Below are 25,496 nucleotides of genomic sequence, written 5' to 3' on the forward strand. Positions count from 1 at the left end.
TTACGCGCGACTGGCCTATTCATCTGGGCGGAGCGCCATCTAGTTCTCCCAGCGCCACTGCTCCACCCACAGGGTCGAGCTGTTGAGCGTGCCGGTCGGCGTCACGCCCTTTAGCGGCTTGGGGATCACGAACGGGTCGACCCGGAAGAACAGCGGCAGGGACGGCAGGTCGTCGGCCGCGAGTTTCTGGATCTGGGCGAACAGCGCACGGCGCTTGACGACGTCAAGTTCGCGTTCGGCGGCGTCGAGGACCGTGTCCATCTCGGGATTAGCGTAGCCCGGGTAGTTCTGCCCGCTCCAGCCGTTGGCGGCCGACGGGATTTCCGTGGAATGGAGCGACGAGCGCGGCACGCCTTCCGGCCGCTGCACCCAGGCATACATGCCGAGCCCGCCATAGGTCCGCTTGCCCATGGCGTCGAAGAAGATGCGCGGCGGCTCTGCCTTGAGGCGCACCTCGATGCCGACCTGACGGAGCTGGCTCTGGATCACCTGCGCCACCAGCTCGCGTACCCTGTTGCCGGCGGTCGTGCCGAGTTCGACGGAGAGGCGTTCGCCGGCGGCGTTCTGGCGGACATTGTTGCGGAGGGTCGAGAATCCCGCCTCGTCGAGCAGCCTGCGGGCGGCCGCCGGGTCGTAGCCGTACTGGCGGGCGGCGGGGCTGAACATCGGATCGAGTTCGCTGATCCCGCCATGGGCGATCGGCTGTTTGCCCTCGAACAGCTTCTCCGAGATGGCCTTGCGGTCGATCGCCAGCAGCATGGCCTGGCGGACACGGCGGTCGGCCAGCAGCTTGTTGTCGAGGTTGACGTCGATATGCTCCCAGATCAGCGCCGGCTTGTAGACGACGTCGTACTTGTCCTTGTGGCGCTTCTCGAAGGCGATGGCCTGGTCGAGCGACAGGCCGAGCTCACCCAAGACATAGTCGACGCTGCCCGACAGGAGGTTGGCCTCCAGCGCCGCGGTGTTCTCGATGATTCGGACGGTGATGCGCTTGAAATGGGGTTTCTGGCCGGTCCAGGTCGGGTTCTGTTCGAGGACCACCCGGCTGCCGGGCACGATCTCAGTCAGGCGGTAGGGGCCGAAGGCGAGGCCTGGATTGGTCGACTGGGTGTCGTAGGCGGTCTTGTTGCGATACTCGGCCGGGTTGGCGTCGAAGATCGGCTTCTCGATATGCGCCGGCAGCAACTGCAGGGCGATGCTGTTGTAGTCGAAGGTGACGCGGTCGATCGTCATGGTGAAACGACGGTCGTCCTTCACATCGAGCTTGATGATCCGCTTGTAACCCTCTGACGACGCAACACCGGACAGCGGGTGCTGGCCAACCTCAAGGGTGAAGGCTACGTCCTTGGCCGAGACCGGCGTGCCGTCGCCCCAGCGCATGTCGCGCAGCTCGACGTCGATCTCCATGCCTTTCTTGCCACCAGCAAGATCGATCACCCGGGCCCTTCCGTTCTCGATCGTGGGCAATTCGGTACAGACCAGGCAGACCAACTTCCAGTCGGCGTCGTAGGCCGTGACCGGCCGCGCCGTCATGTTGGCGATCAGCGACTTGGCGAGCATGGAGCTGATGATCGGGTTCCAGGTGCCCGGCATCTGCGTCATGGCCACGACGAGTTCGTCCTTGGCCTGCGCCATGACGGCGGCAGGAGAGGCGAGGGCGCCGAGCGCCAGGAGGGTCGAGAGGAGGCGGCGGATCATGTCCGCCGCACCGTAGCAAAGTGCCGGCTAGCGGCCCAGCGCGCGCGAGGGCGGGCGGCCGCCATGGCTGGCCGACCACTTCTCCGGCGCCTCGAGGAAGGCGCGGGTCTCGGTCAGCCCCATCTCGTCGAAGTATTTGTGCTTTTCGGCGGCTTCCAGCGCGTCCCACCAAGTGGCCAGCGCATGCAGCTTCACGCCGGCCGCGGCCAGCATCTCGATGCTCTGCGGGAAGATGCCGTAGTGGAAGACCACGAAACAGTCGGTGACCTTGGCCTCGGCCTTCTTCAGTGCCTCGATGAAGACCAGCTTGCTGCCGCCGTCGGTCGCGAGGTCCTCGACCAGCAGGACGCGCTTGCCGGGCTTCAGTTCACCCTCGATCTGCGCCATGCGCCCGAAGCCCTTGGGCTGCTTGCGAACGTAGATCATCGGCTTCTTGGAGAGGGCCGCCAGGAAGGCAGCGAACGGGATGCCCGCGGTCTCGCCGCCGGCCACCACGTCGATCTTGTTCCAGCCGATGGCCTTCTCGATCGCCTTGTGGGCGTGGGCCATGATCTTGGCCCGCGCTTCCGGGAAGGAAATGATCTTGCGGCAGTCGATGTAGACCGGGCTCGCGCGGCCCGAGGTGAAGATATACGGGTTCTCCGGCCGGCAATGGATTGCCTCGATCTCCAGCAGGAGACGGGCGGTGTCCCGCGCTTCCGGTGTGCCGCTGGCGCGCGGGTCTGTCGTGCCACTTGCACGCGCTTCTTTGGTGCCGCTGGCACGGCCGGAATTCGCTTTTTTTGTCAACTTCTTAGCGGCCTTGGTTGAAGGCGCGGTTGCAGTCGACTTGACCTTCTTCTTCGTCGCCATGCTGCTCTTTCCCCCACGCCGCTTGCGACAAAATGACGGCCGTGTGTTTAGCGTCCATGCACCCGACCGGCAAGGGCGGCGCGGGCATTCTGGCGAGAAGAAGGCGAAATTTTAGTCAGTTTCCGGGTGAAACTTATGTTTCGTGACCGCCACGGGAAGTCGCCAGCCCCGGTAGATCGACATCACCCGAAGGAACAGGCAAATCCCCGCGCCCGCCAGGGCGGTCGGGAACATGGGCCAGCCGGCCCAGAAGCCCACGGATATCGTGCCCGCCCCCGCCAGCGCGGCCACGGCGTAGAGTTCCGAGCGCAGAACCGTCGGGACCTGAAGGGTGAGGAGGTCGCGGGCCACGCCGCCTCCGATGCAGGTCACCGTGCCCAGCATGGCCGCCATCAGGGGGCTGAGCCCGTAGAGCAGGGCCTTCTCGGTGCCGGTGACGGCAAACAGGCAGAGGCCGGCGGCGTCGAACAGGAGTACCGGCGTGCGCAGCCGGTCGATCACGTCCGATGCGAAGAACCCCAACAGCCCGGCCGCGGCCGTCGCCGCGAGATAGCGCCAGTCGACAATCGCCGCCGGCGGCACGGCCCCGATCAGGAGGTCGCGCGCCAGGCCGCCTGCGACCCCGGCCAGCCAGGCGAGGACCAGTACCCCGAACAGATCCAGCTGCTTGCGCACCCCGCGTGTGGCGCCGCTGATGGCGAACACGAAGGTAGCGACCAGGTCCATTGCGTCGAAGAGCATGCCGGGACTTTACAGCGATTGCTGTCCGCCGCCGAGATGCCACAGTGGTACATGGAACCAGCATGACCGAATCGACCGTCCCACCCCGCGGCTTTCGCCGCTTCGTCCACGCCCGCACACGGCTGCTGATCGCGCTGGCTGCGGGCCTCGCGCTGTTCCTGCTGCTGCCGCAGGACATGAGAATCGAGACGAGAGGGCTGCTGGGCTGGGACCTGGCGGCCCTAGCCTACATCGTCATGACTCTGGCCATGATCGCCAAGTCCACGGTGGAAACCTGCTACGCGCGGGCAGCCTACTATGACGAGGGCGACTGGGTGATCCTGCTGGTCGTCGTCGTGAGCGCCAGCGCGAGCTTCGCCACGATCTTCTCGGAACTCGCGGCGCTGAAGACGCCGCACGGCTCCCTTTGGCATGCGCTCGTGCTCACCGGTGCAACCGTGGCCCTCTCATGGACGTTCACGCACCTCGTGTTCACCCTGCACTATGCCAACATCTATTACCGTCCGGACGACGACGGACCGGGCGGGCTGGAGTTTCCCGGCGACCGCCCGCCGGACTATGGCGATTTTCTCTACTATTCGTTCGTGATCGGCTGCGCGGCACAGACCGGCGATGTCGGCACGGTATCGCCCGCGATGCGGCGGATCACGCTGGTCCACGGCATCGTCTCCTTCGTATTCAATACGGCGATCCTCGCCCTCACCATCAACGTCGGAGCGAGCCTTGTGTCATGAGCACGAAACGATCTGATCTCGGCACCGGCAAGGACATCCTTGCGCTCGTGCTCTTCGTCGGCATCTGCCTCGGCATCGGTGGGTTGGGAGGGGCGGTGACGGCCGCCAGCGTGACCGAGTGGTATCCCACGCTCACCAAGCCGTCGTTCAATCCGCCGAACTGGATCTTCGGTCCGGTCTGGACGACGCTCTACGTCATGATGGGCATCGCGGCCTGGCGGGTGTGGCGCGCGGCCGACCGCGACACGGCCCGCGGCCCCCTGGCGGTCTTCGCGCTGCAACTGGCGGTCAACCTGGGCTGGAGCGTCGCCTTCTTCGGCCTTCGCGATCCCGGTCTGGCTGTTGCCGTCATCCTCGCACTCGACCTGCTCGTGGTGGCGACGGCGCTGATGTTCCGGCGGATCGACCGGATCGCGGCGATGTTGCTGGTGCCCTATCTGGCCTGGATCGCCTTCGCGACGGTTCTGAACATCGCCATCTGGCGCCTCAACTAGTGCTCGGGCGGATGGTCGGCGGACTTGTCGTGCCTGCTGATGTCGCCGCCGTCGTCGGCCTTCAGCTCCATGAACACGACCGACGAGAGGACCGTCATGGCGCCCAGGATGAGAAAGGCCTGCTGAACGCCGTAGATCATCGTGCCGGCGTGGGAATGCATCTCGGCCGGCACGAACATGGCCGCGATCAGCGACGCGCCCGCCACGCCGAAGCTTATCGAAAGCTGCTGGCCCGTGGCGGCGATCGTGCTGGCGCCGCTGGTCTGCGAGCCTGACACGTCGGCGTAAACCAGCGTGTTCATGCTGGTGTATTGCATCGAGGTGAAGAAGCCGAGCACGAAGGCCTGCAGGACGATGCGCCAGACCGGCGTCTCGGCGCCGACGGTGGCGAACGACATGATGAGCAGCCCAACGACGATCGTGTTGAAGACCAGCACGTTCCGATAGCCGAGGCGCGCCAGGATGGCCGGCATGAAAGTCTTGAGGCCGATCGACGCGATGGCCTGGGGCAGCACCAGGAGTCCCGACTGGATCGGCGAGAAGCCGAGACCGATCTGATAGAGCAGCGGGAAGAGGAATGGGATGCCGCCCAGGCCCAGCCGGGTGAAGAAGCCGCCGTTCACGGCCGCCCGGAAAGTGCGGATCCTGAACAGGGCGAGGTTGAGCAGCGGGAATTTCGTCAGGGATGCCCGGATGCCATATCCCGCCAGCAACGTTGCGGCGACCGCCAGCAGGCCTAGGACTTCACCGCGCGACAGCGTGTTGTCGCCGAACACTTCCAGCACATAGGACAGAAGCGCGATACCGCCGCCGAACAGGATCAGCCCCAGCACATCGAGCGGATGGGTTTTCTCCTCCCGATAGTCGGGCAGGTAGCGGCGCACGAAGTAGAGCCCGACGATGCCGACCGGGATGTTGACGAAGAACACCACGCTCCAGTGCAGCCAGTGGACGATCGCGCCGCCCGCCACGGGGCCGATCATCGGGCCGATCAGGCTGGGAATGGCCACGAAACTCATGGCTCTGACCAGGTCGGCCTTGCCGTAGGTGCGGGCGAGCGTCATGCGGCCGACTGGCATCATCATGGCGCCCCCCGCGCCTTGCAGGACGCGGCAGCCCACCAGCATGTCGAGCGTGGTCGACAGGCCGCAGAGCAGCGACCCCAGGCAGAAAACCGCGATCGCTGCCACGAAGACGCGGCGCGTCCCGAACCGGTCGGCCATCCAGCCGCTCACCGGAATGAACACCGCCAGGCTCAGCGTGTAGCTCGCCAGGACAGACTTCACGTTGAGGGGCGTCACATTCATCGCCTGGGCGATGGCGGGCACGGCGGTGTTCAGGATGGTCGTGTCGAGCGACTGCATGAAGAACGCAACGGCGACCAGCCAGGGCAGCAGCCGCTTGATATTGATGTCGGGCGAGGGGGATGCGGGCATGCTCATGTTCAATTCGTCCGCAGTCTGACCCCGGACCGGCTGAGGACGCAATGCACCGATTCGTATAGGGTCCGGCAGGAGGCCTGCATGTACCGGATCTTCGTTTCAGGAATCATTCTGCTCTGGGCCGCCGGCGCGGGGGCCCAGCCCCAGCTGGCAAATCCGGCGTCCGTCAACTGCACGCAGCAGGGCGGTACGCTGACGATCGAGCGCCGACCCGACGGCGGCGAGTTCGGGGTCTGCGTCTTTGTTGACAACTATCAGTGCGAGGAATGGGCGCTGCTCAGAGGCGAATGCCCGAAGACGGGCCTCAGGGTGACAGGCTTCGCCACGCCGGCGGGGCGTTACTGCGCCATCACCGGCGGGCGCTATTCGGTCACGTCTCCTCCCGGTGTGATGCCGGAACACGGATCGTGTGCCCTCGTGAACGGCAAGGTCTGTGAGGCCGACGCCTACTACGCCGGCAGCTGTTCGGGGCGGTAGCGCAGCGCGCTGATGGCGCAACGCGCGCACAGGAGCGACCGTTGGGGTCCGTCATGCGCATTCAGGTCATTCACTGCCATCCGCTCGAAGACAGCTTCAACCACGCGCTTTTCCAGGCGACCGTGGAGACGCTGCGGAAGAACGGTCATGACGTGATCGCAACCGACCTCTACCGCGAGGCCTTTCAGCCGGCGATGACGGAGGCCGAGCGTCGGACCTACATGGGGAATGGGTATGACGATTCAGCCGTCGTTCGCTATGTCGAGACGCTGACCAGCGTCGACGGCGTCATCTTCTGCTTTCCGCACTGGTGGTATTCGATGCCAGCCATGCTGAAGGGCTATGTCGATCGCGTCTGGGGACCCGGCACCGCCTTCGTCTACGATGCCAAGGATAATCACCTCGAGCCGAACCTTCGAAACGTCAGACTGCTGGGCGTGGTCACGACTTTCGGCTCGCCCTGGTGGATCGTCCGGCTGTTCGCCGGCGATCCGGGACGGAAGGTCTTCGCGCGTGGACTGAAACAGATGTGCGCCAAACGCGTTTCGACGTTCTGGCTGGCTCACTATGACATGGATCATTCGACCCAGAAGGCGCGCGAAACCTATCTCGACAGAGTAAAGGCGCGGCTCACGCGAATTCGCTGAAGCCGCGCCCTTTCACGCCCGTCGGAAAGGCTAGCGGGTCGGGGTGGAATAGGTGGTCGTGGTCGTCGTCGGGGTATAGGGGTCGGACGAGACAGTGGTTGTGCGCTGGGTGGTCGTCTGGGCCGGAACCTCCACGACGCGTTCGCTACGGACCGAGCAGCCCGCGACGACCGTGCCGACCAGCGTAACGAGAACGATTGACTTGATCATGGGCGCTCCTTTGCTTGCAATTGATGCAGCGCAACGGGAGCGGTACGCGCGGGTTGCGTGCGGGCGAACTGGATCGCTGTGCGGTGGTGATGCGTTGCAGATGGGCCACACTCGCCGCTAGGGTGTCGCATGCTTCTCGACCCGAATCCCGACTACGACGCGATCATCGTCGGCTCCGGCATGTCCGGCCTTTTTCAACTTTACCGCCTTCGCGAGCTCGGCCTTAAAGTCCGAGTGTTCGAGTCTGGTACCGGCGTGGGCGGTACCTGGTACTGGAACCGGTACCCCGGCGCTCGCTTCGATTCGGAGAGCTATTCCTACGGCTATTCCTTCTCCAGGGAATTGCTGGAGGAGTGGGACTGGACCGAGCATTTTTCGCCCCAGCCCGAGACGCTGCGCTACCTCAACCACGTCGCCGACAAGTTCGACCTGCGGCGCGACATCCAGTTCCGCAGCAAGGTGATGGCCACCCACTGGCACGAGGAAACAAGGAGCTGGCAGGTCACGCTGGAGGATGGCAGCCGCCACACCGCACGCTTCCTGATCACGGCCATCGGTCCCCTGTCGGCGTTCACGATGCCGCGTATCGAGGGCATCGACAGTTTCGCGGGCCAGAGCTGCCATACCGCCCGTTGGCCACACGAGCCGGTGAGCTTCGAGGGCAAGCGCGTGGCGGTGATCGGCACCGGCGCGACCGGCGTGCAGACCATCCAGGAAGTGGCCAAGACGGCAAAGGCTCTCACCGTGTTCCAGCGCACCCCCAACTGGTGCGCGCCGCTGCACAACGGCAAGATCGACGCCGCCGAGATGGCGCGGATCCGCGCCGACTATCCGGACATCTTCCGGCGTTGCCAGGAGACCTTCGCGTGCTTCCTGCACACTGCCGATCCGCGCGGCACCTTCGAGGTGACGCCGGAGGAGCGCGAGGCCTTCTTCGAGAAGCTCTATGGCGAGCGCGGGTTCGGCATCTGGGTCGGCAATTTCAACGATATCCTGACGAACAAGGAGGCCAACGCGCTGATCTCCGACTTCGTCGCCCGCAAGATCAGGAGCCGGGTGAAGGATCCCAAAGTCGCCGAAAAGCTCATACCGAAGAACCACGGCTTCGGCACCCGCCGCGTGCCGCTCGAGACCCGCTACTACGAGGTCTACAACCAGCCCAACGTCGAACTGGTCGATCTCACGGAGACGCCGATCGAACGCGTGACGCCGACGGGCATCCGCACCAGCGCGCGCGACTATGACTTCGACATGATCATCTATGCCACCGGCTTCGACGCCCTGACCGGCGCCTTCGACCGGATCGATATCCGCGGCGTCGGCGGCGGCAAGCTCAAGGACAAGTGGGCGGAGGGCGCAGAGACCTTCGTCGGCATGTCGGTCGAGGGCTTTCCCAACATGCTGATGCTGCTCGGGCCGCACACGGCGCTCGGCAACATTCCGCGCAGCATCGAATACAATGTCGAGTGGGTCACCGACCTGCTGCGATTCATGCGCGACCGCGGCCTGACCCGCATCGATGCCCGGCCCGACGGGGTGAAGGGCTGGATGAAGACGGTGCAAGAGGCGTCGGTCGGCCTTCTGTCGAACGACGTCAATTCGTGGTTTACCGGCGTCAACACCAACGTCGAGGGCAAGCAGACGAGGCGCATCTCGCGCTACAGCGGCAGCGCCCCGGCCTATCGCGCCCGATGCGACGAGGTCGCCGCGGGCGACTACCGCGAAATGGACCTGGGATAGTCAGCGGCCGAACCAGCCGGCGACGGTGGCTCTCACCCTCGGCGAGGTGAAGGGCAGCGCCAGCCAGGCCAGGAGCAGGAACTCCATGTGCATGTCCGGACGAAAGAACGGGATCATGCCAAGGCCGATGAGCGCCATCACGAGATGACGGTGGATCCGGCGCGCCGGCATCCAGGGGGCAAGCGCCCGGTTCACGCGTTCAAGTTGTTCCTTGTCCATGGCAGCGCGAGACTCAACCGTTCCTCGAGGCGGACGGAAATGTGACGAGCCGCTCGCCTGATGGCAAGGCCGCACCACGGTGCAGAAGGGTCGGCTTGACCCTGCTTCGATCCGCTTCCTAGCCTCGCCGCATAATGAAAGTGGGAAGGAAACGTCGGATGATGATCACGAGACGCGCCGCGGGCGCGGCGCTCCTGTCTGTTGTCGCCTCCGGTGTCGCCGCGTCGACGGCGCAAGCGCAGGCGTATCCGTCCAAGCCGCTCCGCATCGTCGTTCCAACGGGGGCGGGCGGCATCACGGACATCGTTGCCCGCATCGTCGGCGCCCGGCTTTCCGAGCGGCTGGGGCAGCCTGTGATGATCGACAATCGGGCCGGGGCGAGCGGCATCATCGGCACCGAAGTCGCGGCCCGCGCGGCGCCGGACGGCTACACGCTGCTGATGGTCTATCCCAGCCATCCGGTGAACCCGACGCTGAAGAAACAGCTTCCCTACGACACGCTGCGCGACTTGACCGGCGTCACGACACTCACGACCGTGTCTCTGGTCCTGCTGGTGCCGCCGGCGCTGCCGGTGAGGAACATCAAGGAGCTGATCGAGCTGGCGAAAAAGGACAGGGTCACCTTCGCCTCGGTGGGCGCCGGCAGCCTGGCGCATCTCGGCGCCGAGCTCTTCCGGGCCAGGACCGGCATCGAGATGACGCACGTTCCCTATCGCAGCGCTCCGGCGGCCCAGCAGGCGTTGATGAGCGGCGAGGTCATGGTCTTCTTCGACACCCCGATCACCGCCGTGCCGCTGGTGAAGGACGGGCGCCTGCGGGCCCTGGGCGTCAGCACACGCACGCGCTCGCCGCTGCTTCCCGATGTGCCGACCATCGAGGAGGCCGGCGTACCAGGCTACGAGGTTCTCGGCTGGAACGGGATCCTGGTCCCCTCGGGGACCCCGGATCCGATCGTGCAGAAGCTGAACGCCGAACTGCGCGCCATCCTCGCGGAGCCGGAGATCCGCGCGAAGCTCGAGCAACAGGGCGCCGAGCCGGCGCCGATGGAGCAGGCCGCCTTCGCCAAGCTCATTCGCGACGACGTCTCCAAGTGGGGCGATCTCATCCGCGCTGCCGGTATTCAGCCCGAGTAGGAGCGAGCCATGCCGCGCGCCAAGATCACCCCCGATCTCGACATGTATTATCGCGACGAGTGCTTTGCCGATTCCTGGTCGGAAGCGGAGGCCATGCTGCTGCTGCATGGCAACGCCGAGAGCGGCGAGGCGTGGAACGGCCTGATGCCCGTCCTCGGCCGCCGTTTTCGTGTGGTGCGGCCCGACATGCGCGGCTTCGGCCAGTCGACGCCGATGGCGCTCGACTACAAGTGGTCGGTCGACCGGCTCATCAACGATTTCATCGCCTTGGCCGATTCGCTGGGGCTCGCCTCGTTCCACATCGGCGCGGCCAAGGTGGCTTGCCCACTGGCGCTGCGTCTCGCGGCCCGCCACCCCGGCCGCGTGCGCTCGCTCGCGGTCCTGGGCGGCATCGTGTCGGGCGAGATCTCTGTCGGCTCGCGCGCCGACGCGTGGCTCGAGCATATCGAGCAGAAGGGGGTCGAGAGCTGGGCCCGCTGGACGATGCCGGGCCGGCTCGGTAGCACGTGCGATCCGGCGATGATGGAGGGCTGGGCGAAGCTGATGGGTAGGACTCCGCTCTCGACCCAGCTTGGCTTCATTCGCTCGGTGCCGCGCATCGACGTGCGACCGGACCTGCCGTCGATCGCCTGTCCGACGCTTGTCGTGACGACGGACGCGAGCGGCCTGGGCTCGGTCGAGGCCGTACGCGACTGGCAGCAGACGATCCCGAAGTCGGAATTCATGGTGGTGCCGGGCGATTCGTATCATGTCGCGGCCACACACGCCGACCTCTGCGCCCGGTCGATGCTCGATTTCATCGAGCGCCGCGCGCCACCTGGTTCCCGGACGCTGACTTCACGGTTCGAAAACATACACAACTAGTGTAAAAGGCGGAGAATACTGGCTGAATTGAACGTGAGTTAAGGAAGGATCGAGATCGTGAACGCTCTTCGCACACTCGCATTGGCGTTGACGCTTGCCCTTGGGCTGGGCGTTGCGGCACAGGCTCAGACGGCAGGCGCGCCGCCGGCTGGCCTCTCGCAGGAGCAGTTCGACTCACTGGTCGATGCAATCAGCAATTCCGTCTCGGAGAAGCTGAAGGCTGAAGGCGCGCATGCGCCGGCTCCCGCCGCGGCGCCCGCAGCGACCCCAGCCAAGTCCAAGGCGCCGCCGCCGCCCAAGATCGTGCGCGTCGAGCCGAAAGCGGGACCAGATCCATTTGCGGCCTTCATCGATGGTACGGTCAAGGTCGTCGACGCACTTCCTGTTCTCGGCGTCCAACTCGCGCGCATTCCGAGCCTTCTCGACCAGCAGACGGAAGGCGGCCGCGGACCATCGACGTTCCTGCTGCTTCTTTGCGCCGTGGCGGTGGCTGCCGTCGCGGCCGAGGCCATCCTGCGCCTGCTGCTTCATCGGTTCAGGACGAAGCTGGCGGCGAATGCCGGGCCCGAGAACGGTGTGCGGTCGATCGCCCACCTGGTGGGGCTCGCCGTACTGGACGGGTTGGGCGTGCTGGCTGTCTGGCTGATCTGCAATGCGGCCACCGGAGCGTGGTTCACCGGGACCACGGGACAGGACAAGCTCGCCGCCGCCGTGTTGGCAGGCATCTTCTCCTGGCGACTCTACATCCTGCTGTTCCGCGTCATCCTGCAGCCCGAGTTGCCGACCGCGCGCCTCTGCGCGGCCGACGATCACGAGGCGAAGACCATGTACCTGCGGATCTCCGTGGTGATGCTGGTCATCGTGCTGATGCGCATCCTGGGCCAGGTCCTGGTCGCCATGCGCACCCCGGCAGAGGCCGTCGCCGCTTTCCAGGTCATCGGCGGCTTCCTCTACCTGGCGACGTTCCTGTGGCTCGCGTACCGGTCCCGCGTCGCCGCGCGGCAGTGGTTCGGCGGCCTGGGAGAGCTTGCGCCGGTGATCGGCGGGCTGGGCCGCAAGTGGATCCCCATCGCTCCTCTGTTCTTCATCGCGCTCGGTGTGACGCTCATCTACGGCGCCGTGTCCGGGTCCTTGCATGTCGGCTCGGCGATGGTCCTGACGCTGAACCTGGTCGTCGGCGTGCTGATCTTCGAGACGCTGATGCAGGCCTTCGTGCGCCGCCTTGACTCGCAGCTCGCCGGGCGGACGCCCGCCAGCTCGACGCCCAAGCTGCCGGACGTCGTGGCGCGCTGCATCCGCGTGGCGGTGTTGATCGCTGTGTTCGTGATGATCGCCGAGAGTTGGGTCGTGCAGGTGCTGCACCTCGTGAACGACAGCGAGTGGGAGCAGCTCACGAAGTCCTCCCGCACCGCCGGGGTCACGTTGTTCGTGGCCTTCGTCGCTTGGGAGCTCTTCAAGTACATGACCGAACCCTACATGGGGACGAAGACCAAGGATCCGGCGCAGGCGATCGCCGACGGCGATGCGGCGGCAGGCCCGGCCTCGCGGCTCAGCACCATGATGCCGCTGATGCGGCGCACCGCCGCCGTGCTGATCATCCTGATCGCCGTGATGGTCGCGCTGCAGGATTTTGGCATCAACATCACGCCGCTGATCGCCGGCGCCTCGGTGTTCGGCATCGCCATCTCCTTCGGCAGCCAGACGCTGGTGAAGGATATCGTGTCGGGCCTGTTCTACCTCTCGGACGATGCCTTCCGGGTCGGCGAATACATCGACTGCGGCAAGGCCAAGGGCACGGTCGAGGGCTTCACGCTGCGCTCGATCAAGCTGCGCCACCAGAATGGGCAGGTGCATACGATCCCGTTCGGCCAGCTCGGCCAGATCACCAACTTCAGCCGCGACTGGATCACCACGAAGTTCAATCTGCGCTTTGCCCGCGACACCGACATCGAGAAGCTGCGCAAGGCCTCGAAGAAGATCGGGGCCGACATGATGGAGATGCCGGCCATCGCCGACCAAGTCCTGGCACCCTTCAAGATGCAGGGTGTTGCCGACATCGCCGACAATGCCATCGTGGTGCGCTTCAAGTTCACCGCCAAGCCGGGTAATCCGGCGGCAATCCAGCGCGAGGCCATGAAGCGGATGTTCAGCACCTTCCCGGCGCTCGGTTTCGAGTTCGCGACGGGAGGGGCTGCCGTCGTGGTCCATACCGGCCCGGCGTCCAACGATCCCGGAGGGGAGGGGCTGCCCCCGTTGCCCGCGCCGGCGAATATGCCCGCTGCAGCGGCGGGCTGACACGGTCGATAAATCCGGTGTTGCTCCTGACAATCCCGAGCGGTCGCCCCATATGAGAGGGGGCGGCTGCGCAGCGTCCGCGAAGTCGTGCGCCAGAGGGAATGATGTCCACGCGCACGACGCTTACATCTGTAACGTTCAACCGTCCGTTCACGCTCTCAGCCGTGGATGAGGAGCAGCCCGCCGGCACCTATCGCCTCGTGACAGAGGAGGAGCCAATCGAGGGGCTGAGCTTCGGGGCCTATCTGCGGACGGCGACGATGCTCCACCTTCCGGCGGCCCCGGCGCCGGGCCAGACCCGTCAGGTCGTGCCCGTCGATCCCGACGAACTCTCCGCCTTGCTGGCCGCCGACAAGGATGGCCTGACCTAGGAGTGTAACTGCACACCGGTTGCAAGAGGCCGCGGGATCGGGCAAATGCCCGCTCTCGACACTCCCAAGAGGGCTCTTATGGCGACCGATGAAGTGCGTTCCGAACCCGTGCGTGACCCCCGCCGCCTGCGGCCGATCCCCCGGTTCATCTTCGCCTCCCGATGGCTGCAGCTTCCGCTCTATCTAGGCCTGATCGTGGCGCAGGTCGTCTACGTCTTCCTGTTCCTGAAGGAACTCCTGCATCTCGTCGTGGAAAGCCCGAGCGTGACCGAACTACAGGCCATGCTGATCGTCCTGGGCCTGATCGACGTGGTCATGATCTCCAACCTTCTGATCATGGTGATCGTGGGCGGTTACGAGACCTTCGTCTCACGCATGGAATTGAACCGCCATCCCGACCAGCCGGAATGGCTGAGCCACGTCAATGCGAGCGTCCTCAAGATCAAGCTGGCGATGGCGATCATCGGCATCTCGTCGATCCACCTGCTCAGGACCTTCATCGAGGCCGGCAGCCTCGGAAAGCCGAACGCCACCTACACCGAGGCGGCCATCATGTGGCAGGCGATCATCCACGCTCTGTTCATCCTGTCGGCCGTGGGCATTGCCATCGTCGACCGCATCTCCCAGCCGCCCGCCCGCCATCACTGACTGCCAGCGGCGGAGTGCCGGAGTTCCTCCCGCCGACAGGGCGCCGGCGGGAGGAGTTCCGCGATTACTGCGCCGCGCCGCCCGCCCAGGGCGACATGATTTCGTTCATGCCAGTGAGCTCTCCCGTCTTGGGATCGCGAACGATACAGGAGGGATTGGCGAAGCCCAGGGGCGAGACCGGATTGTCGACTTCGACGATCGGCAGCTTGGCAGCGATCGCCTTCTTCACCTCGTCCGGCAGGTCGCGGTTTACCCGGATCGGACCGACGCCGGAAATGTCAACTCTCGGCTGATGGAACGCGGCCTCCACGTCCATGCCCCGGTCGATCATCATCAGCGAGAGCTGCGAGACCGCCGGGACGATGCGCCGCCCGCCGGAAGCGCCGATGCAGAACCAGGGCTGGCCGTCCTTGACGACGACGACCGGGCAGATGTTGCAAAGCGGCTTCTTGCCCGGGGCGATCGAGTTGGGGCGATTCGGTTCCGGGTCGAACCACAGCATGCCATTGTTCATGGTGATGCCGGTCTTCGGCAGCATCACGCAGGAGCCGAACAGGCTCATCAGGGTCTGGGTCAGCGCCACCATGTTGCCTTCGGAATCGGCGGCACAGAAATGCGTCGTGCAGGTATCCGTCGGCTTGTCACCCAGCGTCTTCAGCCGCTCGTCGTAGGCCTTGTGCATGCCCTCGGCGATGGCGGCGAAGAAGTCGGCGCCGGGCGCGCCCTTGCCCCTGGTGGCGGCGCCGGCGAGTTCGATGGCGCGGCGCAGCGTCGGGCCGGCCGTGAGGCCGCCCGCGACGTTGATGGTGACGCCGTTATGCTCGAAGGCAAGGGGATCGACGATTCGGGCTTCGTAGCTTGCGAGATCGTCGTAGGAGATGGCCGACCCGCCGGCCTGCAGGTCGGCGGCGATGTCGCGCGCCAGGCTGCCTTCGTAGTATTCGCGCGGGCCGCCCTCGGCGAGCCGCCGCATCGTCTCACCGAGATTGCCGAGCTTGATGTAGCGGCGGGTGCCGGCCCAGTCGCTGGCCGGCACGCGGCCGTCGTCGCACAGGTAATTGGCCTTGGAGGCGGGGAACTTCTCGAGATGCTTGGCGCCGTTGGCGATCATCACCTGCATGTACCAGTCGAGTTCCATGCCGCGCTGGGCAATCTCGACGCCGGGCTGCAGCACGTCCTTCCAGGCAACCGTACCGAAGCGCTCCAGCGCCTTGGCGAGACCCGCGACCATGCCGGGCACGGCGATCGAGTGATAGCCGACCTCGTTCCTCTGCTCGAGGATGTCGGGCCAGGCGAACGGATTGGCGGGGCCTGGGCCTACGATCTTGTAGACGGACGGATCGAGCTTCTTGGCCGAGACGGGACCGTAGTCGACCGTCCATGCCCGCTGCTCCTTTGCGCTCCAGATCGTCATGAAGCCCACGCCGCCGATGCCGCTCATCCAGGGCTCGAGGGCGCCGATAGCCATACCGGTGGCGACGGCCGCGTCGATGGCATTGCCGCCCTTGCGCAGGATCGAGGCGCCAACCTCGGCAGCCTTGGCATTCTGGGCGACGACGACGCCCTTGCCGCGAACCGCATGCTTTGTGAATTTCAGTTGCCGTGTCAGCGACTCGCTCATCAATGCTCCTCAAATGATGGAAGGACTGTAGCGGGGCCCCTTTTCGCCACAAAGCCCGTTAAACTGCAGGGCGGACAGGCAGAAAGATCGTGGCGTGGCTGAACTGAACCAGATCGATCTGCAGGCGCTGACCAAAGGCGACAAACGCACATGGGATGCGTTCGTCCTTGCCGCCGCCCCGCTGATCAATGCCGTCGTGCGGCGGACCCTCAGCTCCCACCGGGTGGGGGAGGACGACGTCATGGACGCCGCACAGGATGTCTTCGTCCGATTGTGCGCCCAGGATTTCAGGCTGTTGAAAACCTACGATCCGAGCCGGGCCGGCCTGCCGACCTGGCTGTCGGTGGTCTCGCGGTCGTGCGCCATCGATCATCTGAGGCGGCGCCGGCAGGCCACCGAGCCGATCGATGACGTTCCAGAGGCTTTTCTTGGCGTCGAGGACCGCCATGTCGAGAAGCTGAAGATACCCGAGGGCCTCCTGACCGCCCGGCAGGTCCTGATCCTGAAATACCTTTATGACGAGGAGCGGGACGTCATGGAAGTCGCACAATTGCTGTCCGTCGATGCCCAGACCATTCGCAGTACCCACCACAAGGCCTTGCAGAGACTGCGTGCCCATTTTCGTGAGGAAGATCCCGGCAGTCGGGGATGAACCGCGGTGTTTTGGCGTAGTATGAGCAGGAGCGACCCATGAGCACCCAGCAGACCCCGAGGAGCGACAAGGAGCTGTGGCGGAGCCTCGCCGGCGGGCCCGAAGTCGCGCCTGTGGTGGTTAGCGAGATAGAGCTCGCCGCCTGGCTGGACGGCCGTCTCACGGAAGAGGCGGCCGCCCCGATCGAGGCCGCCGTCGCGGCGGATCCCGCGCTCCGTCGCGCCGCGCTCGATCTTGCCGATATCCTGGGCAGGCCGTTGCCGGCCGCCCCGGAGCGGATGGTTGTGCGGGCTCGCGCGCTGGTGGGCTTCGAGGCGGAGAGGAGGGCGTCGGGTGGCGGTCTGGTCGGACGATGGTTCGCAGGGCGGGGCCTCTTCGCCGGTCCTCGGCATGCGCTTCAGCAGGGTGTGATGGCGGCGGCCGCCGTGGTGATTGCGACGGGCGGCTTCATGGTCGGCGGCGGCTTGGGCGAGTCACTCGCCCAGCAGCGCGACGGCTATTCCACGACCGACTCGGCCCACGCGAAGACGACGGCCTCGAATGAGGTCAGCGAGTTCTTCGCCGGCGATGGCATCTGAGATGAACGCGCGCCTGCTTCAGGTCCTGCTCGCTCTGTCCTTGCTGCTGAATACTTTCGTCCTGGTCGGCTTCGTCTACCGGAGCTGGATCGAGCCGCCGTTCGAGATGCGTGGTCCTCCGCCGCTGCGCGGCGAGCCCGGCCAGCCAGGCGGTCCGCGTTTCAATCCCGTCGAGATGGTGGTGCACGATCTCGGTCTCGACGGCGAACAGCGCAAGATCATGACGGGTTTGTTCGACCAGTATTCCAGGGAACGCCGCAACCGGCTTCAGGAGATCCAGCGAATCCGCGAGCAGACGGCTCTCGAGATGGGACGCACACCCATCGACATGGCTAAGATCGACGGACTGATCGATCAGGTCAGTCGGTTGCGAGCAGAGCAGCAGAAGGAGACGCTGCGCACCCTGACGCAGCTTGAGCCGTCTCTGCGCGGCGACCAGCGTGAGCGGCTGCAGAGGCTGCTCGTCGACCGGGTTTCTCCGCCGCCGCCGCCGCCACCGCCACCGCCGCCTCGTCCGTCGGCGGGAGGCCCGCCGCGACCGCCGCAATAGGAAGCTTGTCATGAGTGCACGCCTTGGCCGTCGCAGTTTCGTGGGAGGCGCTGCCGCCTTGTCGGTGGGCCTTTCCTCGGGTTCTTGGTCGGCCTTTCCCGCACGGGCGGCCCAAGCGATGGGCTTCGACGAGGCGCGGCACCTTCTGTCTCGTACAGCGTTCGGCACGACGCCGGCTGAAATCCAAGCGCTTGAGGCTGTCGACTATCCGATCGCGGTCGATCGCCTGCTCGCCAACCCTCGCCGGGAGGCGATGACGCCAGCGCCGGACTGGATCGGCCTCGGCCCGGCCGAGGTGCAGCGTCGCCAGCGGATGGCGGAGTCGGAGCGTAAGAAAGGTGTCGACGGCAAGGATCTCAGTATCGTCCGGCCGGTCCAGGAACAGGGGCGCGAGCTCAGGAACTGGTGGGTCGAGGAGATGATCGCGACCGACCAGCCGCTGGTCGAGCGCATGACCATGTTCTGGCACGGCCACTTCACTTCCTCGCTCATGAAGGTGCGCTATCCGGCGTCGCTGTTCCGGCAGAACGCACTGTTTCGACGCGAGGCGCTGGGAAACTATGCGAGCCTGTTGAAGGCGGTCGCCCGCGATCCCGCGATGCTGATCTATCTCGACGGCAGGGGATCGGTGGCGCGTCAGCCCAACGAGAATTTTGCCCGTGAACTGCTGGAGCTCTTCACCCTGGGCGAGGGGCACTACAGCGAGGCCGACATCAAGGCCGCGGCACGCGCCTTCACCGGCAGGAGCGTTGATCAGGAGTCGGGGCGGTTCGTCGAGCATGGCGGCCAGCACGACGACGGACAGAAAGCCTTTCTCGGCAGGTCCGGGCGCTTCGATGGCGACGATATCCTGACGATCCTGCTCGCTCATCCGCGCACCGCCGAGATGATCGTCGAGAAGCTTTGGCGCGAGTTCGTCTCCCTGAAGCCCGATCCCGCCGAGGTCGCCCGACTCGCGGTGGCGTTCCGGCAGGGTGGCTACGAGATCAAGCCGCTGATGCGGGCGATCTTCCTGTCGGCTGCCTTCCGCAATCCCGCCAACCGAGGCGCGCTCATCAAGTCACCGGTCGATCTGATCGTCGGCACAGTGCATCTGCTTGGCCTGCCGGTGCCGGAGAAGACGGGCCTGGTCCGCATGCTGCAGGGGTTGGGCCAGGTCCCGTTCGATCCGCCGAACGTGAAGGGATGGGCCGGCGGCGAGAATTGGATCTCGACCTATACGCTACTGCTGCGCCAGCAGTTCCTGCGGCGCATGATCGAGGCGACGACGGTGGCGGTGGTGGAAGGCGGCATGAGGATGGCCGACCGTCCCAATCGCCGTGCCGACCGCCGCGAACAGCTCCCGGCCACCGACGCGACGATGCAGGTGATGGAACCGGCGCGTCCGGTCGAGGGCCGCAGCCTGCGCAATGCCGGCCATGAGGTGCGACTGGGATCTACGCTCGCCGGTGTGGACGGTGCGGTGCTGCTGCGCACGCTGCTGCCGCGCCAGCCGGTCGACAGCCTTGATGCCAGCGGGACCGCCGGTGCGATCGTGGCGTCAGCGCTGCTCGACACGTCCTATCAACTCAAGTGAGGAGTGTGCGTTGGGCCGTATCCTCCTGCTGGTCGAACTGAAGGGCGGCAATGACGGGCTGAACACGCTGGTGCCCTATGCCGATCCGAAGTACCGCGACCTGCGCGCCGGCATCGGCGTGCCCCGCGAACGTGTCCTGCAGCTCGACGAGAAGGTCGGCCTGCACGAAAAGCTCGCGCCGCTTCTGGAGTCGTGGAAGGCAGGCGATCTCGCGATCGTGCAGGGTGTCGGCTATCCGTATCCCAACCGCTCGCACTTTCGCTCGATCGAGATCTGGGACACTGCTTCTGCCTCTTCGCAGACGCTGAGCGAAGGCTGGGTCGCCCAGGCCTTCAACGGCGCCAGGCTCGCCAAAGGGGTGGGCGTCGACTGCATCGTGGCCGACACCAATGCGCTGCCCTCGACGGGCCCGTCATTGCGCACCATCGTTATGCAGGACGCCGAGAATTTCCTGCGCCAGGCCAACGCCATCGGTGCCGCATCGGCGAAGGCCGATGGCGGCAACCCCGCGCTTCATCACCTGCTGGCGGTGCGGCAAGAAATCAATGCGGCGGCGGCAGGCCTGCGCGACCGGATGCGCGACGCGCCGGCGCCAGCCCAGGCCTATGGCCAGGAGTATCAGCTGGGCCACCAACTCGACCTCGCGACGAGGATCCTTGCGGCCAAGGTGCCGGTGGTGGCCATCAAGGTGGCGTTGGGCGGCTTCGACACGCATGCCAACCAGGTGCCGACACACGAACGCCTGTTGGCCTTCCTCGCCGCGAACCTAGCGATCCTGCGCAGAAACCTGATGGCGGCCGACCTCTGGAAGGACGTTGTCGTGGTGACCTATTCGGAGTTCGGCCGGCGCGCCCGGCAGAACGCCAGCGGCGGCACCGACCATGGCACGGCGGCGCCCCAGTTCGTCATGGGCGGAGCCGTGAAGGGAGGCCTGCACGGTGTCTATCCCTCGCTGTCCGATCTCCAGGACGGCGACCTCAGGCACACGGTCGACTTCCGCAACGTCTTCGCCACGCTGGCCCAGGGGTGCTGGGGCCAGCCATGCGATTTCGGGCTGCGTCAGCCGCAGAGGCTCGGCTTTCTCGCCTAGCCTAGCTTAGGGTGGCAGCCCTCCGCCCCAGGAGTTCGTCACGCACAGAGCCACGGTCAGCCTCGATCCGGATGTACCAGATCAGCAGTGCAGCGATGATCTTGATGACGACCGGAACGGCGATATAGACGACGATCAATGCCGTCCCGCTGTACAGTCCCTCAGACGGATTGAACCCCAGAAGCGCGGCCACGGGCAGCGAGCCGGCCGCGCCGATGGCCGTCGCGAGTTTCGTCGAGAGAGCCCACAGGCCGAAATAGGCGCCGGTATCGCCCTTCGTATCCTTGCCCTCATCGGAGTTGATGATGTCGGCCAGGACCGACGGCGGCAGGCCATAGTCGGCCCCGATGCCCAGGCCGGTGATGATGGCGATCGGCATGAACCAGACGAAGTCGCCGGCGCCGAGGAAGACGCCGAACGACATCGCCACGGCCGTCAGGACCATGGCGATGAACCAGGCGGCCGTCTTGCTGAAGCGGCGCGACAACAGCATCCAGAGCGGCACGCTGGCGGCGGCGGCGCCGAAATAGACCAGCAGGATGATGCCGGCCTGCAGCTTGTTCCCCTTCAGCACATGCTCGACGTAGAAGAGCATCACCGAGACCGCGACGCCCAGCGCCGCGCCATTGACGATGAAGACGAGCAGCAGGCGGCGGAAGAGCCTGTTCTTCAGCGGCGCGAAGAACGGGATCAGCGTCTTGATCGTGGTGCTGCGCTCCATGTTCCGGGTCGGCCGGACCAGCGACGGCATCATGCCAATCAACCAGTCGCGGAAGTACCGGACGTGGATTTCCGGGTTCTCGCGCACGACAGGCGGATGGACCGAGGGTGGCGACCAGAGCAGGGTCGGCAGGGCGAACAGAACGGCGATGGGGATGAAGATCAGCCCCATGTAGACGTAGCCGGCATGTTCGCCCATCTGGGCGGTGAAGTAGGTGGGAAGCACCACGGCCAGAGTCATGCCGATCAGGCCGAAGACCTCGCGGCCGACCGTGACCCTGGTTCGCTCATTGTAGTCGTCGGTCAGCTCCGCCCCGTGGGCGTGATAGCTGATCGAGACGCCGGCATAGCCGAGATGGACCACGAGGAGCGCGACGAACAGCCAGGTCGCCAGCCACACGGGCTGGGTGAACAGGGACTGCGGCGGATGGAACAGCATATAGAAGCCGCCGACCAGCAGCGGCAGCATCAGGCCGACGAAGGTGAGGCGCCCGCGCGGGCCGCGATGGGTGAACTTGTCGCTGATCAGGCCGATCACCGGGTCCTGGATGGCATCAATCACGCGCGTCGTGATGAAGATCAGCCCCATGATGCCAAGCGGCACCTTCAGGACTTCTCCGTAGAAATGGCTGACGTTGAGCACCACCGGCAGGGCCGCCATGTTGAGGGGCAGCTGGTTGGTGGAGTAGGCGATAAGACGGTCGAAACGCAGCCTGATCGACGTCGTCGAGCCGAGGCCGGACTTGGGCGCATGCACGCGGATTTTGCCTTCCTGTTCGGCTCACCTTTGACCGGCGGCCTCTTGATTGCCGACAGTTATATATGCCTGAAGTGTGCCTGCAAAACGTCCGTGCGGCGCGTGGAGAAGCCTGCGGCACAATAGGCAAGGTAATACCGCCACATGCGGCGGAAACGCTCGTCGAATCCCATGCGGCCGACCTGGTCGGCTACCCCGTCGAAGCGTCCGAGCCAGGTTTCCAGGGTCCGCGCATAGTCCAGTCCGAAACTGTAGAGTTCGGCCACCTTCAGGCCGGCCTGCCGGCACTGCTCGCGCAGGCTCGAAGGGGACAGGAGCATGCCGCCGGGGAAGACGTAGGTCTGGATGAAGTCGGGGTGCTTTCGGTAGCGGTCAAAGAAATCATCGGCGATGACGATGGCCTGCACGATGGCGGACCCACCGGGCATCACATGGCGCTTCAGCGTCGCGAAATAGTCGGGCCAGTAACGTTCGCCGACCGCCTCGATCATCTCGATCGACACGATATGGTCGTAGCGGCCCTCGATATCGCGATAGTCCCGGAATTGCAGGTCGACCCGGTCAGCCAAGCCCGCCCGCTGCAGGCGAGCACGGGCATACTCCAGCTGCTCCCGGGAGATGGTGACGCCCGTCACGCGCATGCCGCGCCGGGCCGCGACCTCCGCAAAGCCGCCCCAGCCGCAGCCGATCTCTAGGATACTGTCGCCCTGGCGGGCGCCGAGCTGGGACAGGATGCGCTCGTACTTGGCGATCTGGGCGGCTTCCAGCGGCTTCTCCGCCTCGCCTTCGTAAAGGGCGGAGGAGTAGGTCATCGAGGGATCGAGCCACAGGCCGTAGAACTCGTTGCCCAGGTCGTAGTGGGCATGGATGTTCTTCTTCGATCCTTCGCGGGTATTCGCGCGCCGGCGGTGGAGAAGCTTCAGCAGCATACCGTGGAAGACGTTCGTCCGGGTCATCTTGCCGAGCGCCTGTTCGTTGGCCAGCAACAGGGCGATCAGGCTCGGCAGATCGGGGGATTCGCAGAAGCCCTCCATGTAGGCTTCGGCAAAACCCATGTCTCCGTCGAGCAGGACACGGCGAAAGAGGCGCCAGTCCCGGACGTCGATCTCGGCGTGTGGGGTTGCGTCGGCCTTGCCGAAGACGCGCACGTTGCCGTCCGGAAGTCGCACTGTCAGGCGACCGACGGACAGACGTTCCAGGGAATTCAGGACAAACCGGGCGGCGAGGGGCATGCGGTCCGAGGGGAAATCAACGGGTCACGAGCTCCGACGGCGGTGCTGGCTTAGTGTAAAATCTCGCCCGCTTCCGCCACAGATGCAAGGCCTGCCAGTGGATCCGAACCACGACGCCCAGCGTCATGGTCGGGTTTGCCAGAAAGCGCCGCAAGACACCGCGGTCGTCCAGCGGCTGGCGCCGGCCGCCGACCGAGGTTGCGAGCATCAGCCCCTGAGCGTCATGGTAGTTCACGTCGACATGGGCCCGCTCGTCGTCCAGCCGAAAGCGGAACCGATAGCCACCCTCGATCGGCAGGAAGGGCGAGACGTGAAAGACTTTGCGGCCTTCCAGCCACTGGTCGGGCTCGATCGACGCACTGTCCTCGTGGTGGACGAGATAGCAATGGCTCTCGCCGAACGTGTTGTTGACCTCGCAGAGGACCGCTCGAAGAGCCCCCGCGCGGTCGCGGCAGAACCAGAAACTCACCGGATTGAACACGTAGCCCAGCATGCGGGGCATGGTCATCAGCTCGACCTCGCCGTCGCAGATGTCCGCCACGCCCTGCTGGCGCAAGATCTCCTTCAGCCAGAGCTTGAGATCCGACCCATCTCGCGCGCCATGGTCGGCGCGGCGGAAGGAGACGGCGCCGCGGCGGTCGACCTTAAGCCAGCGGCCGGCGGCGCTTTCCAGCGCATCGAGGCCGAGGCAGAGATAGCCCACCTTGTAGCGGAAGGCGTTCTCGCGCGGCCTGAGCCGTCGGTGGACGACAGTGGCGTCGACGATCGAATGAGGTGAGGTCCGGCTCACGGTGTCTCGGCCGCGGCACGGGCCGCTACGGGAATCGGCAGCGGCGGGATCGCCGGCCGGTCGGCCACGACGCGCGGCGGGTCGCCGATCCGGCGGTGCTCGTCGGGACGCTGCCAGGGGCGATGGACGCCAAGCTGCTCGGCGACATCGAGGCCGGCCGACAGCGCGTCCTCGTGGAAACCATAGCCGCAGTAGCTGCCGCAGAAATAGGTGTCGCGCACGCCCTGGATGCCGTGCAGATCGCGTTGCGCCCGGATGGCCGCCGCGTCGTAGATTGGATGCTCGAACGAGAAGCGGGAGTGCGCCGCGGCCGGTGCGGGCGTGCGGCCGGGATTCACCGAGACGAAGAGCGGCGAACTGTCGGGCAGGTTCTGCAGCCGGTTCATCCAGTAGGTCACGCTAACGGTGGTATCGCGGCTGCGACTGTCGGCAACGTAATTCCAGCTTGCCCACGCGCTGCGGCGCTTCGGCATCAGACTCTCGTCGCTGTGCAGCCATACCTCGTTGGTCGAGTAGGCAAAGCGGCCCAGCAGATCGCGCTCGCGCTCGTCGGCATCGGTGAGAAGCGAAAGAGCCTGGTCGGCGTGGCAGGCGAGCACCACTCGGTCGAAGCGATCCCAGTGGCCGCCCGCATCACGCACGTCCACGCCTTCGGCGGTGCGCCGGACCGCGCTGGCCGGCGTGGCCAACCGTGCACGGGCGCGCAGCGGCGCCGCGATGCGCTCGACATAGGAACGGCTGCCGCCACTCACGGTACGCCACTGCAACTGCGGACCGATCGTCAGGAGTCCGTGATTGTTGAAGAAGCGTGCGAAGGTCTGTGCCGGATAGTCGAGCATGCGTCCTGGCGGGGTCGACCAGATGCAGGCCGCCATCGGCACGAGATAGCGGTCGCGAAAGGCAGAGCTGAAGCCGGCCTGATCGATGAAATTGCCAATGGTGAAATCGAGGTCTTCCGCCTTGTCGAGAAGCTGCGGGGCCATGCGGTTGAAGCGCAGGATATCGTGCGTCATGCGCAGGAAGGACGGGCGGGCGAGGTTGCTGCGCTGCGCAAAGTAGCCGGCGAAGGAGCTGGCATATTCGAAGCCGCCGTCGTCCAGGCTGACGGCGAATGACATGTCCGACGGGTCGGTCCGCACCCCGAGATGGTCGAAAAGAGCGACAAGATTGGGATAGTTGCGCTCGTTGAAGACGATGAAGCCGACATCCACCGGCAGGCGGCCCTGCTTCGTCGGAGCTTCAACCGTGCAGGAGTGTCCGCCAAAGCGGTCCTCACGCTCGTAGACGACCACGTCGTGGCGACGGCTGAGGAGCCAGGCGGCTCCAAGACCGGATACACCGGCGCCGATGACGGCGATTTTCATT

At 65.6% G+C, this 25,496-nt stretch carries 26 protein-coding genes; 15 read left to right on the forward strand and 11 right to left on the reverse strand.

The annotated features are described in order from the left end of the window. Nucleotides 1-39: 39 nt before the first annotated feature. The 3 genes from ACQY78_RS27560 to ACQY78_RS27570 form a co-directional block, all read right to left on the reverse strand. On the reverse strand, nt 40-1,698 hold the full coding sequence (locus ACQY78_RS27560) for a peptide ABC transporter substrate-binding protein (RefSeq protein WP_428681328.1): 1,659 nt from the start codon (nt 1,696-1,698) through the stop codon (nt 40-42). A gap of 27 nt (nt 1,699-1,725) precedes the next feature. Further along, entirely contained in the window at nt 1,726-2,550 is an 825-nt protein-coding gene (locus tag ACQY78_RS27565) for an orotate phosphoribosyltransferase (protein WP_428681330.1), read from the reverse strand. A gap of 111 nt (nt 2,551-2,661) precedes the next feature. Further along, complete coding sequence (locus tag ACQY78_RS27570) at nt 2,662-3,291, reverse strand: trimeric intracellular cation channel family protein (protein WP_428681332.1); 630 nt, start codon at nt 3,289-3,291, stop codon at nt 2,662-2,664. Nucleotides 3,292-3,353: 62 nt separating this feature from the next. On the opposite strand from ACQY78_RS27570, the gene ACQY78_RS27575 reads away from it, so the two are divergent. Continuing rightward, nucleotides 3,354-4,025 (forward strand): DUF1345 domain-containing protein, encoded by a 672-nt coding sequence (locus ACQY78_RS27575; RefSeq protein ID WP_428681334.1) that lies wholly within the window; start codon nt 3,354-3,356, stop codon nt 4,023-4,025. Continuing rightward, nucleotides 4,022-4,519 (forward strand): TspO/MBR family protein, encoded by a 498-nt coding sequence (locus tag ACQY78_RS27580; protein ID WP_428681336.1) that lies wholly within the window; start codon nt 4,022-4,024, stop codon nt 4,517-4,519. Before ACQY78_RS27575 ends, ACQY78_RS27580 begins: the two co-directional genes overlap by 4 nt. Here ACQY78_RS27580 and ACQY78_RS27585 read toward each other — a convergent pair. Beyond that, entirely contained in the window at nt 4,516-5,961 is a 1,446-nt protein-coding gene (locus ACQY78_RS27585) for a DHA2 family efflux MFS transporter permease subunit (RefSeq protein WP_428681338.1), read from the reverse strand. The two genes, ACQY78_RS27580 and ACQY78_RS27585, sit on opposite strands and share 4 nt — an antisense overlap. 81 nt (nt 5,962-6,042) lie before the next feature. On the opposite strand from ACQY78_RS27585, the gene ACQY78_RS27590 reads away from it, so the two are divergent. Continuing rightward, nucleotides 6,043-6,438, forward strand: coding sequence for a putative hemolysin (locus ACQY78_RS27590; protein WP_428681340.1), 396 nt, complete (start codon nt 6,043-6,045; stop codon nt 6,436-6,438). Nucleotides 6,439-6,491: 53 nt separating this feature from the next. Further along, nucleotides 6,492-7,085, forward strand: coding sequence for an NAD(P)H-dependent oxidoreductase (locus tag ACQY78_RS27595; RefSeq protein WP_428681342.1), 594 nt, complete (start codon nt 6,492-6,494; stop codon nt 7,083-7,085). Between the two features lie 30 nt (nt 7,086-7,115). Here ACQY78_RS27595 and ACQY78_RS27600 read toward each other — a convergent pair whose 3' ends face one another. Then, nucleotides 7,116-7,295, reverse strand: a complete 180-nt coding sequence (locus ACQY78_RS27600) for a hypothetical protein (protein ID WP_422014962.1) — start codon at nt 7,293-7,295, stop codon at nt 7,116-7,118. Between the two features lie 129 nt (nt 7,296-7,424). Between ACQY78_RS27600 and ACQY78_RS27605 the strand changes: the two genes are divergently transcribed. Next, nucleotides 7,425-9,035 carry a flavin-containing monooxygenase gene (locus ACQY78_RS27605; protein WP_428681345.1) on the forward strand — a complete coding sequence of 537 codons (1,611 nt, stop codon included), beginning with the start codon at nt 7,425-7,427 and terminating at the stop codon, nt 9,033-9,035. On the opposite strand, the gene ACQY78_RS27610 is transcribed toward ACQY78_RS27605, so the two are convergent. Beyond that, nucleotides 9,036-9,254 (reverse strand): hypothetical protein, encoded by a 219-nt coding sequence (locus ACQY78_RS27610; protein WP_428681347.1) that lies wholly within the window; start codon nt 9,252-9,254, stop codon nt 9,036-9,038. It lies immediately after the preceding gene. Nucleotides 9,255-9,412: 158 nt separating this feature from the next. Here ACQY78_RS27610 and ACQY78_RS27615 point away from each other — a divergent pair, with 158 nt between their 5' ends. From ACQY78_RS27615 to ACQY78_RS27635, 5 genes are all read left to right on the forward strand, one after another. Beyond that, a complete protein-coding gene (locus tag ACQY78_RS27615; RefSeq protein ID WP_428681349.1) occupies nt 9,413-10,387 on the forward strand; it encodes a Bug family tripartite tricarboxylate transporter substrate binding protein in 975 nt (324 codons plus the stop codon). Between the two features lie 9 nt (nt 10,388-10,396). After that, nucleotides 10,397-11,251, forward strand: a complete 855-nt coding sequence (locus tag ACQY78_RS27620) for an alpha/beta fold hydrolase (RefSeq protein WP_428681351.1) — start codon at nt 10,397-10,399, stop codon at nt 11,249-11,251. A gap of 57 nt (nt 11,252-11,308) precedes the next feature. Further along, on the forward strand, nt 11,309-13,546 hold the full coding sequence (locus ACQY78_RS27625; protein WP_428681353.1) for a mechanosensitive ion channel family protein: 2,238 nt from the start codon (nt 11,309-11,311) through the stop codon (nt 13,544-13,546). A gap of 104 nt (nt 13,547-13,650) precedes the next feature. Further along, on the forward strand, nt 13,651-13,917 hold the full coding sequence (locus ACQY78_RS27630) for a hypothetical protein (RefSeq protein WP_428681355.1): 267 nt from the start codon (nt 13,651-13,653) through the stop codon (nt 13,915-13,917). Between the two features lie 78 nt (nt 13,918-13,995). Further along, nucleotides 13,996-14,565 carry a TIGR00645 family protein gene (locus tag ACQY78_RS27635; RefSeq protein WP_428681357.1) on the forward strand — a complete coding sequence of 190 codons (570 nt, stop codon included), beginning with the start codon at nt 13,996-13,998 and terminating at the stop codon, nt 14,563-14,565. A gap of 64 nt (nt 14,566-14,629) precedes the next feature. Here ACQY78_RS27635 and ACQY78_RS27640 read toward each other — a convergent pair whose 3' ends face one another. Then, the gene (locus ACQY78_RS27640) at nt 14,630-16,186 is read right to left on the reverse strand and encodes a gamma-glutamyltransferase family protein (protein ID WP_428681359.1); all 1,557 of its coding nucleotides are present in this window, start codon (nt 16,184-16,186) and stop codon (nt 14,630-14,632) included. 94 nt (nt 16,187-16,280) lie between these two features. On the opposite strand from ACQY78_RS27640, the gene ACQY78_RS27645 reads away from it, so the two are divergent. Genes ACQY78_RS27645 through ACQY78_RS27665 form a run of 5 tightly spaced genes read left to right on the forward strand, consistent with a single transcriptional unit; the run spans nt 16,281 to nt 20,632 of the window. After that, on the forward strand, nt 16,281-16,838 hold the full coding sequence (locus tag ACQY78_RS27645; RefSeq protein WP_428681361.1) for an RNA polymerase sigma factor: 558 nt from the start codon (nt 16,281-16,283) through the stop codon (nt 16,836-16,838). Between the two features lie 38 nt (nt 16,839-16,876). Continuing rightward, nucleotides 16,877-17,416 (forward strand): hypothetical protein, encoded by a 540-nt coding sequence (locus ACQY78_RS27650; protein WP_428681363.1) that lies wholly within the window; start codon nt 16,877-16,879, stop codon nt 17,414-17,416. Between the two features lies 1 nt (nt 17,417). Then, nucleotides 17,418-17,966: a Spy/CpxP family protein refolding chaperone gene (locus ACQY78_RS27655; protein ID WP_428681365.1), complete on the forward strand. Its 549-nt coding sequence runs from the start codon at nt 17,418-17,420 to the stop codon at nt 17,964-17,966. 10 nt (nt 17,967-17,976) lie between these two features. Beyond that, nucleotides 17,977-19,542 (forward strand): DUF1800 domain-containing protein, encoded by a 1,566-nt coding sequence (locus tag ACQY78_RS27660; RefSeq protein WP_428681367.1) that lies wholly within the window; start codon nt 17,977-17,979, stop codon nt 19,540-19,542. Between the two features lie 10 nt (nt 19,543-19,552). Then, nucleotides 19,553-20,632 (forward strand): DUF1501 domain-containing protein, encoded by a 1,080-nt coding sequence (locus ACQY78_RS27665; RefSeq protein WP_428681369.1) that lies wholly within the window; start codon nt 19,553-19,555, stop codon nt 20,630-20,632. Nucleotide 20,633: 1 nt separating this feature from the next. Here ACQY78_RS27665 and ACQY78_RS27670 read toward each other — a convergent pair whose 3' ends face one another. Genes ACQY78_RS27670 through ACQY78_RS27685 form a run of 4 tightly spaced genes read right to left on the reverse strand, consistent with a single transcriptional unit; the run spans nt 20,634 to nt 25,495 of the window. Beyond that, nucleotides 20,634-22,109 (reverse strand): MFS transporter, encoded by a 1,476-nt coding sequence (locus ACQY78_RS27670; RefSeq protein WP_428681371.1) that lies wholly within the window; start codon nt 22,107-22,109, stop codon nt 20,634-20,636. Nucleotides 22,110-22,168: 59 nt separating this feature from the next. Continuing rightward, nucleotides 22,169-23,341 carry a class I SAM-dependent methyltransferase gene (locus ACQY78_RS27675; RefSeq protein WP_428681373.1) on the reverse strand — a complete coding sequence of 391 codons (1,173 nt, stop codon included), beginning with the start codon at nt 23,339-23,341 and terminating at the stop codon, nt 22,169-22,171. 16 nt (nt 23,342-23,357) lie between these two features. Further along, nucleotides 23,358-24,131, reverse strand: a complete 774-nt coding sequence (locus ACQY78_RS27680; protein WP_428681375.1) for a DUF1365 domain-containing protein — start codon at nt 24,129-24,131, stop codon at nt 23,358-23,360. Further along, complete coding sequence (locus ACQY78_RS27685) at nt 24,128-25,495, reverse strand: NAD(P)/FAD-dependent oxidoreductase (RefSeq protein WP_428681377.1); 1,368 nt, start codon at nt 25,493-25,495, stop codon at nt 24,128-24,130. Before ACQY78_RS27685 ends, ACQY78_RS27680 begins: the two co-directional genes overlap by 4 nt. Between the last annotated feature and the right edge of the window lies 1 nt (nt 25,496).

It is taken from the genome of Reyranella sp. (genome assembly GCF_965279625.1).
GTDB lineage: Bacteria > Pseudomonadota > Alphaproteobacteria > Reyranellales > Reyranellaceae > Reyranella.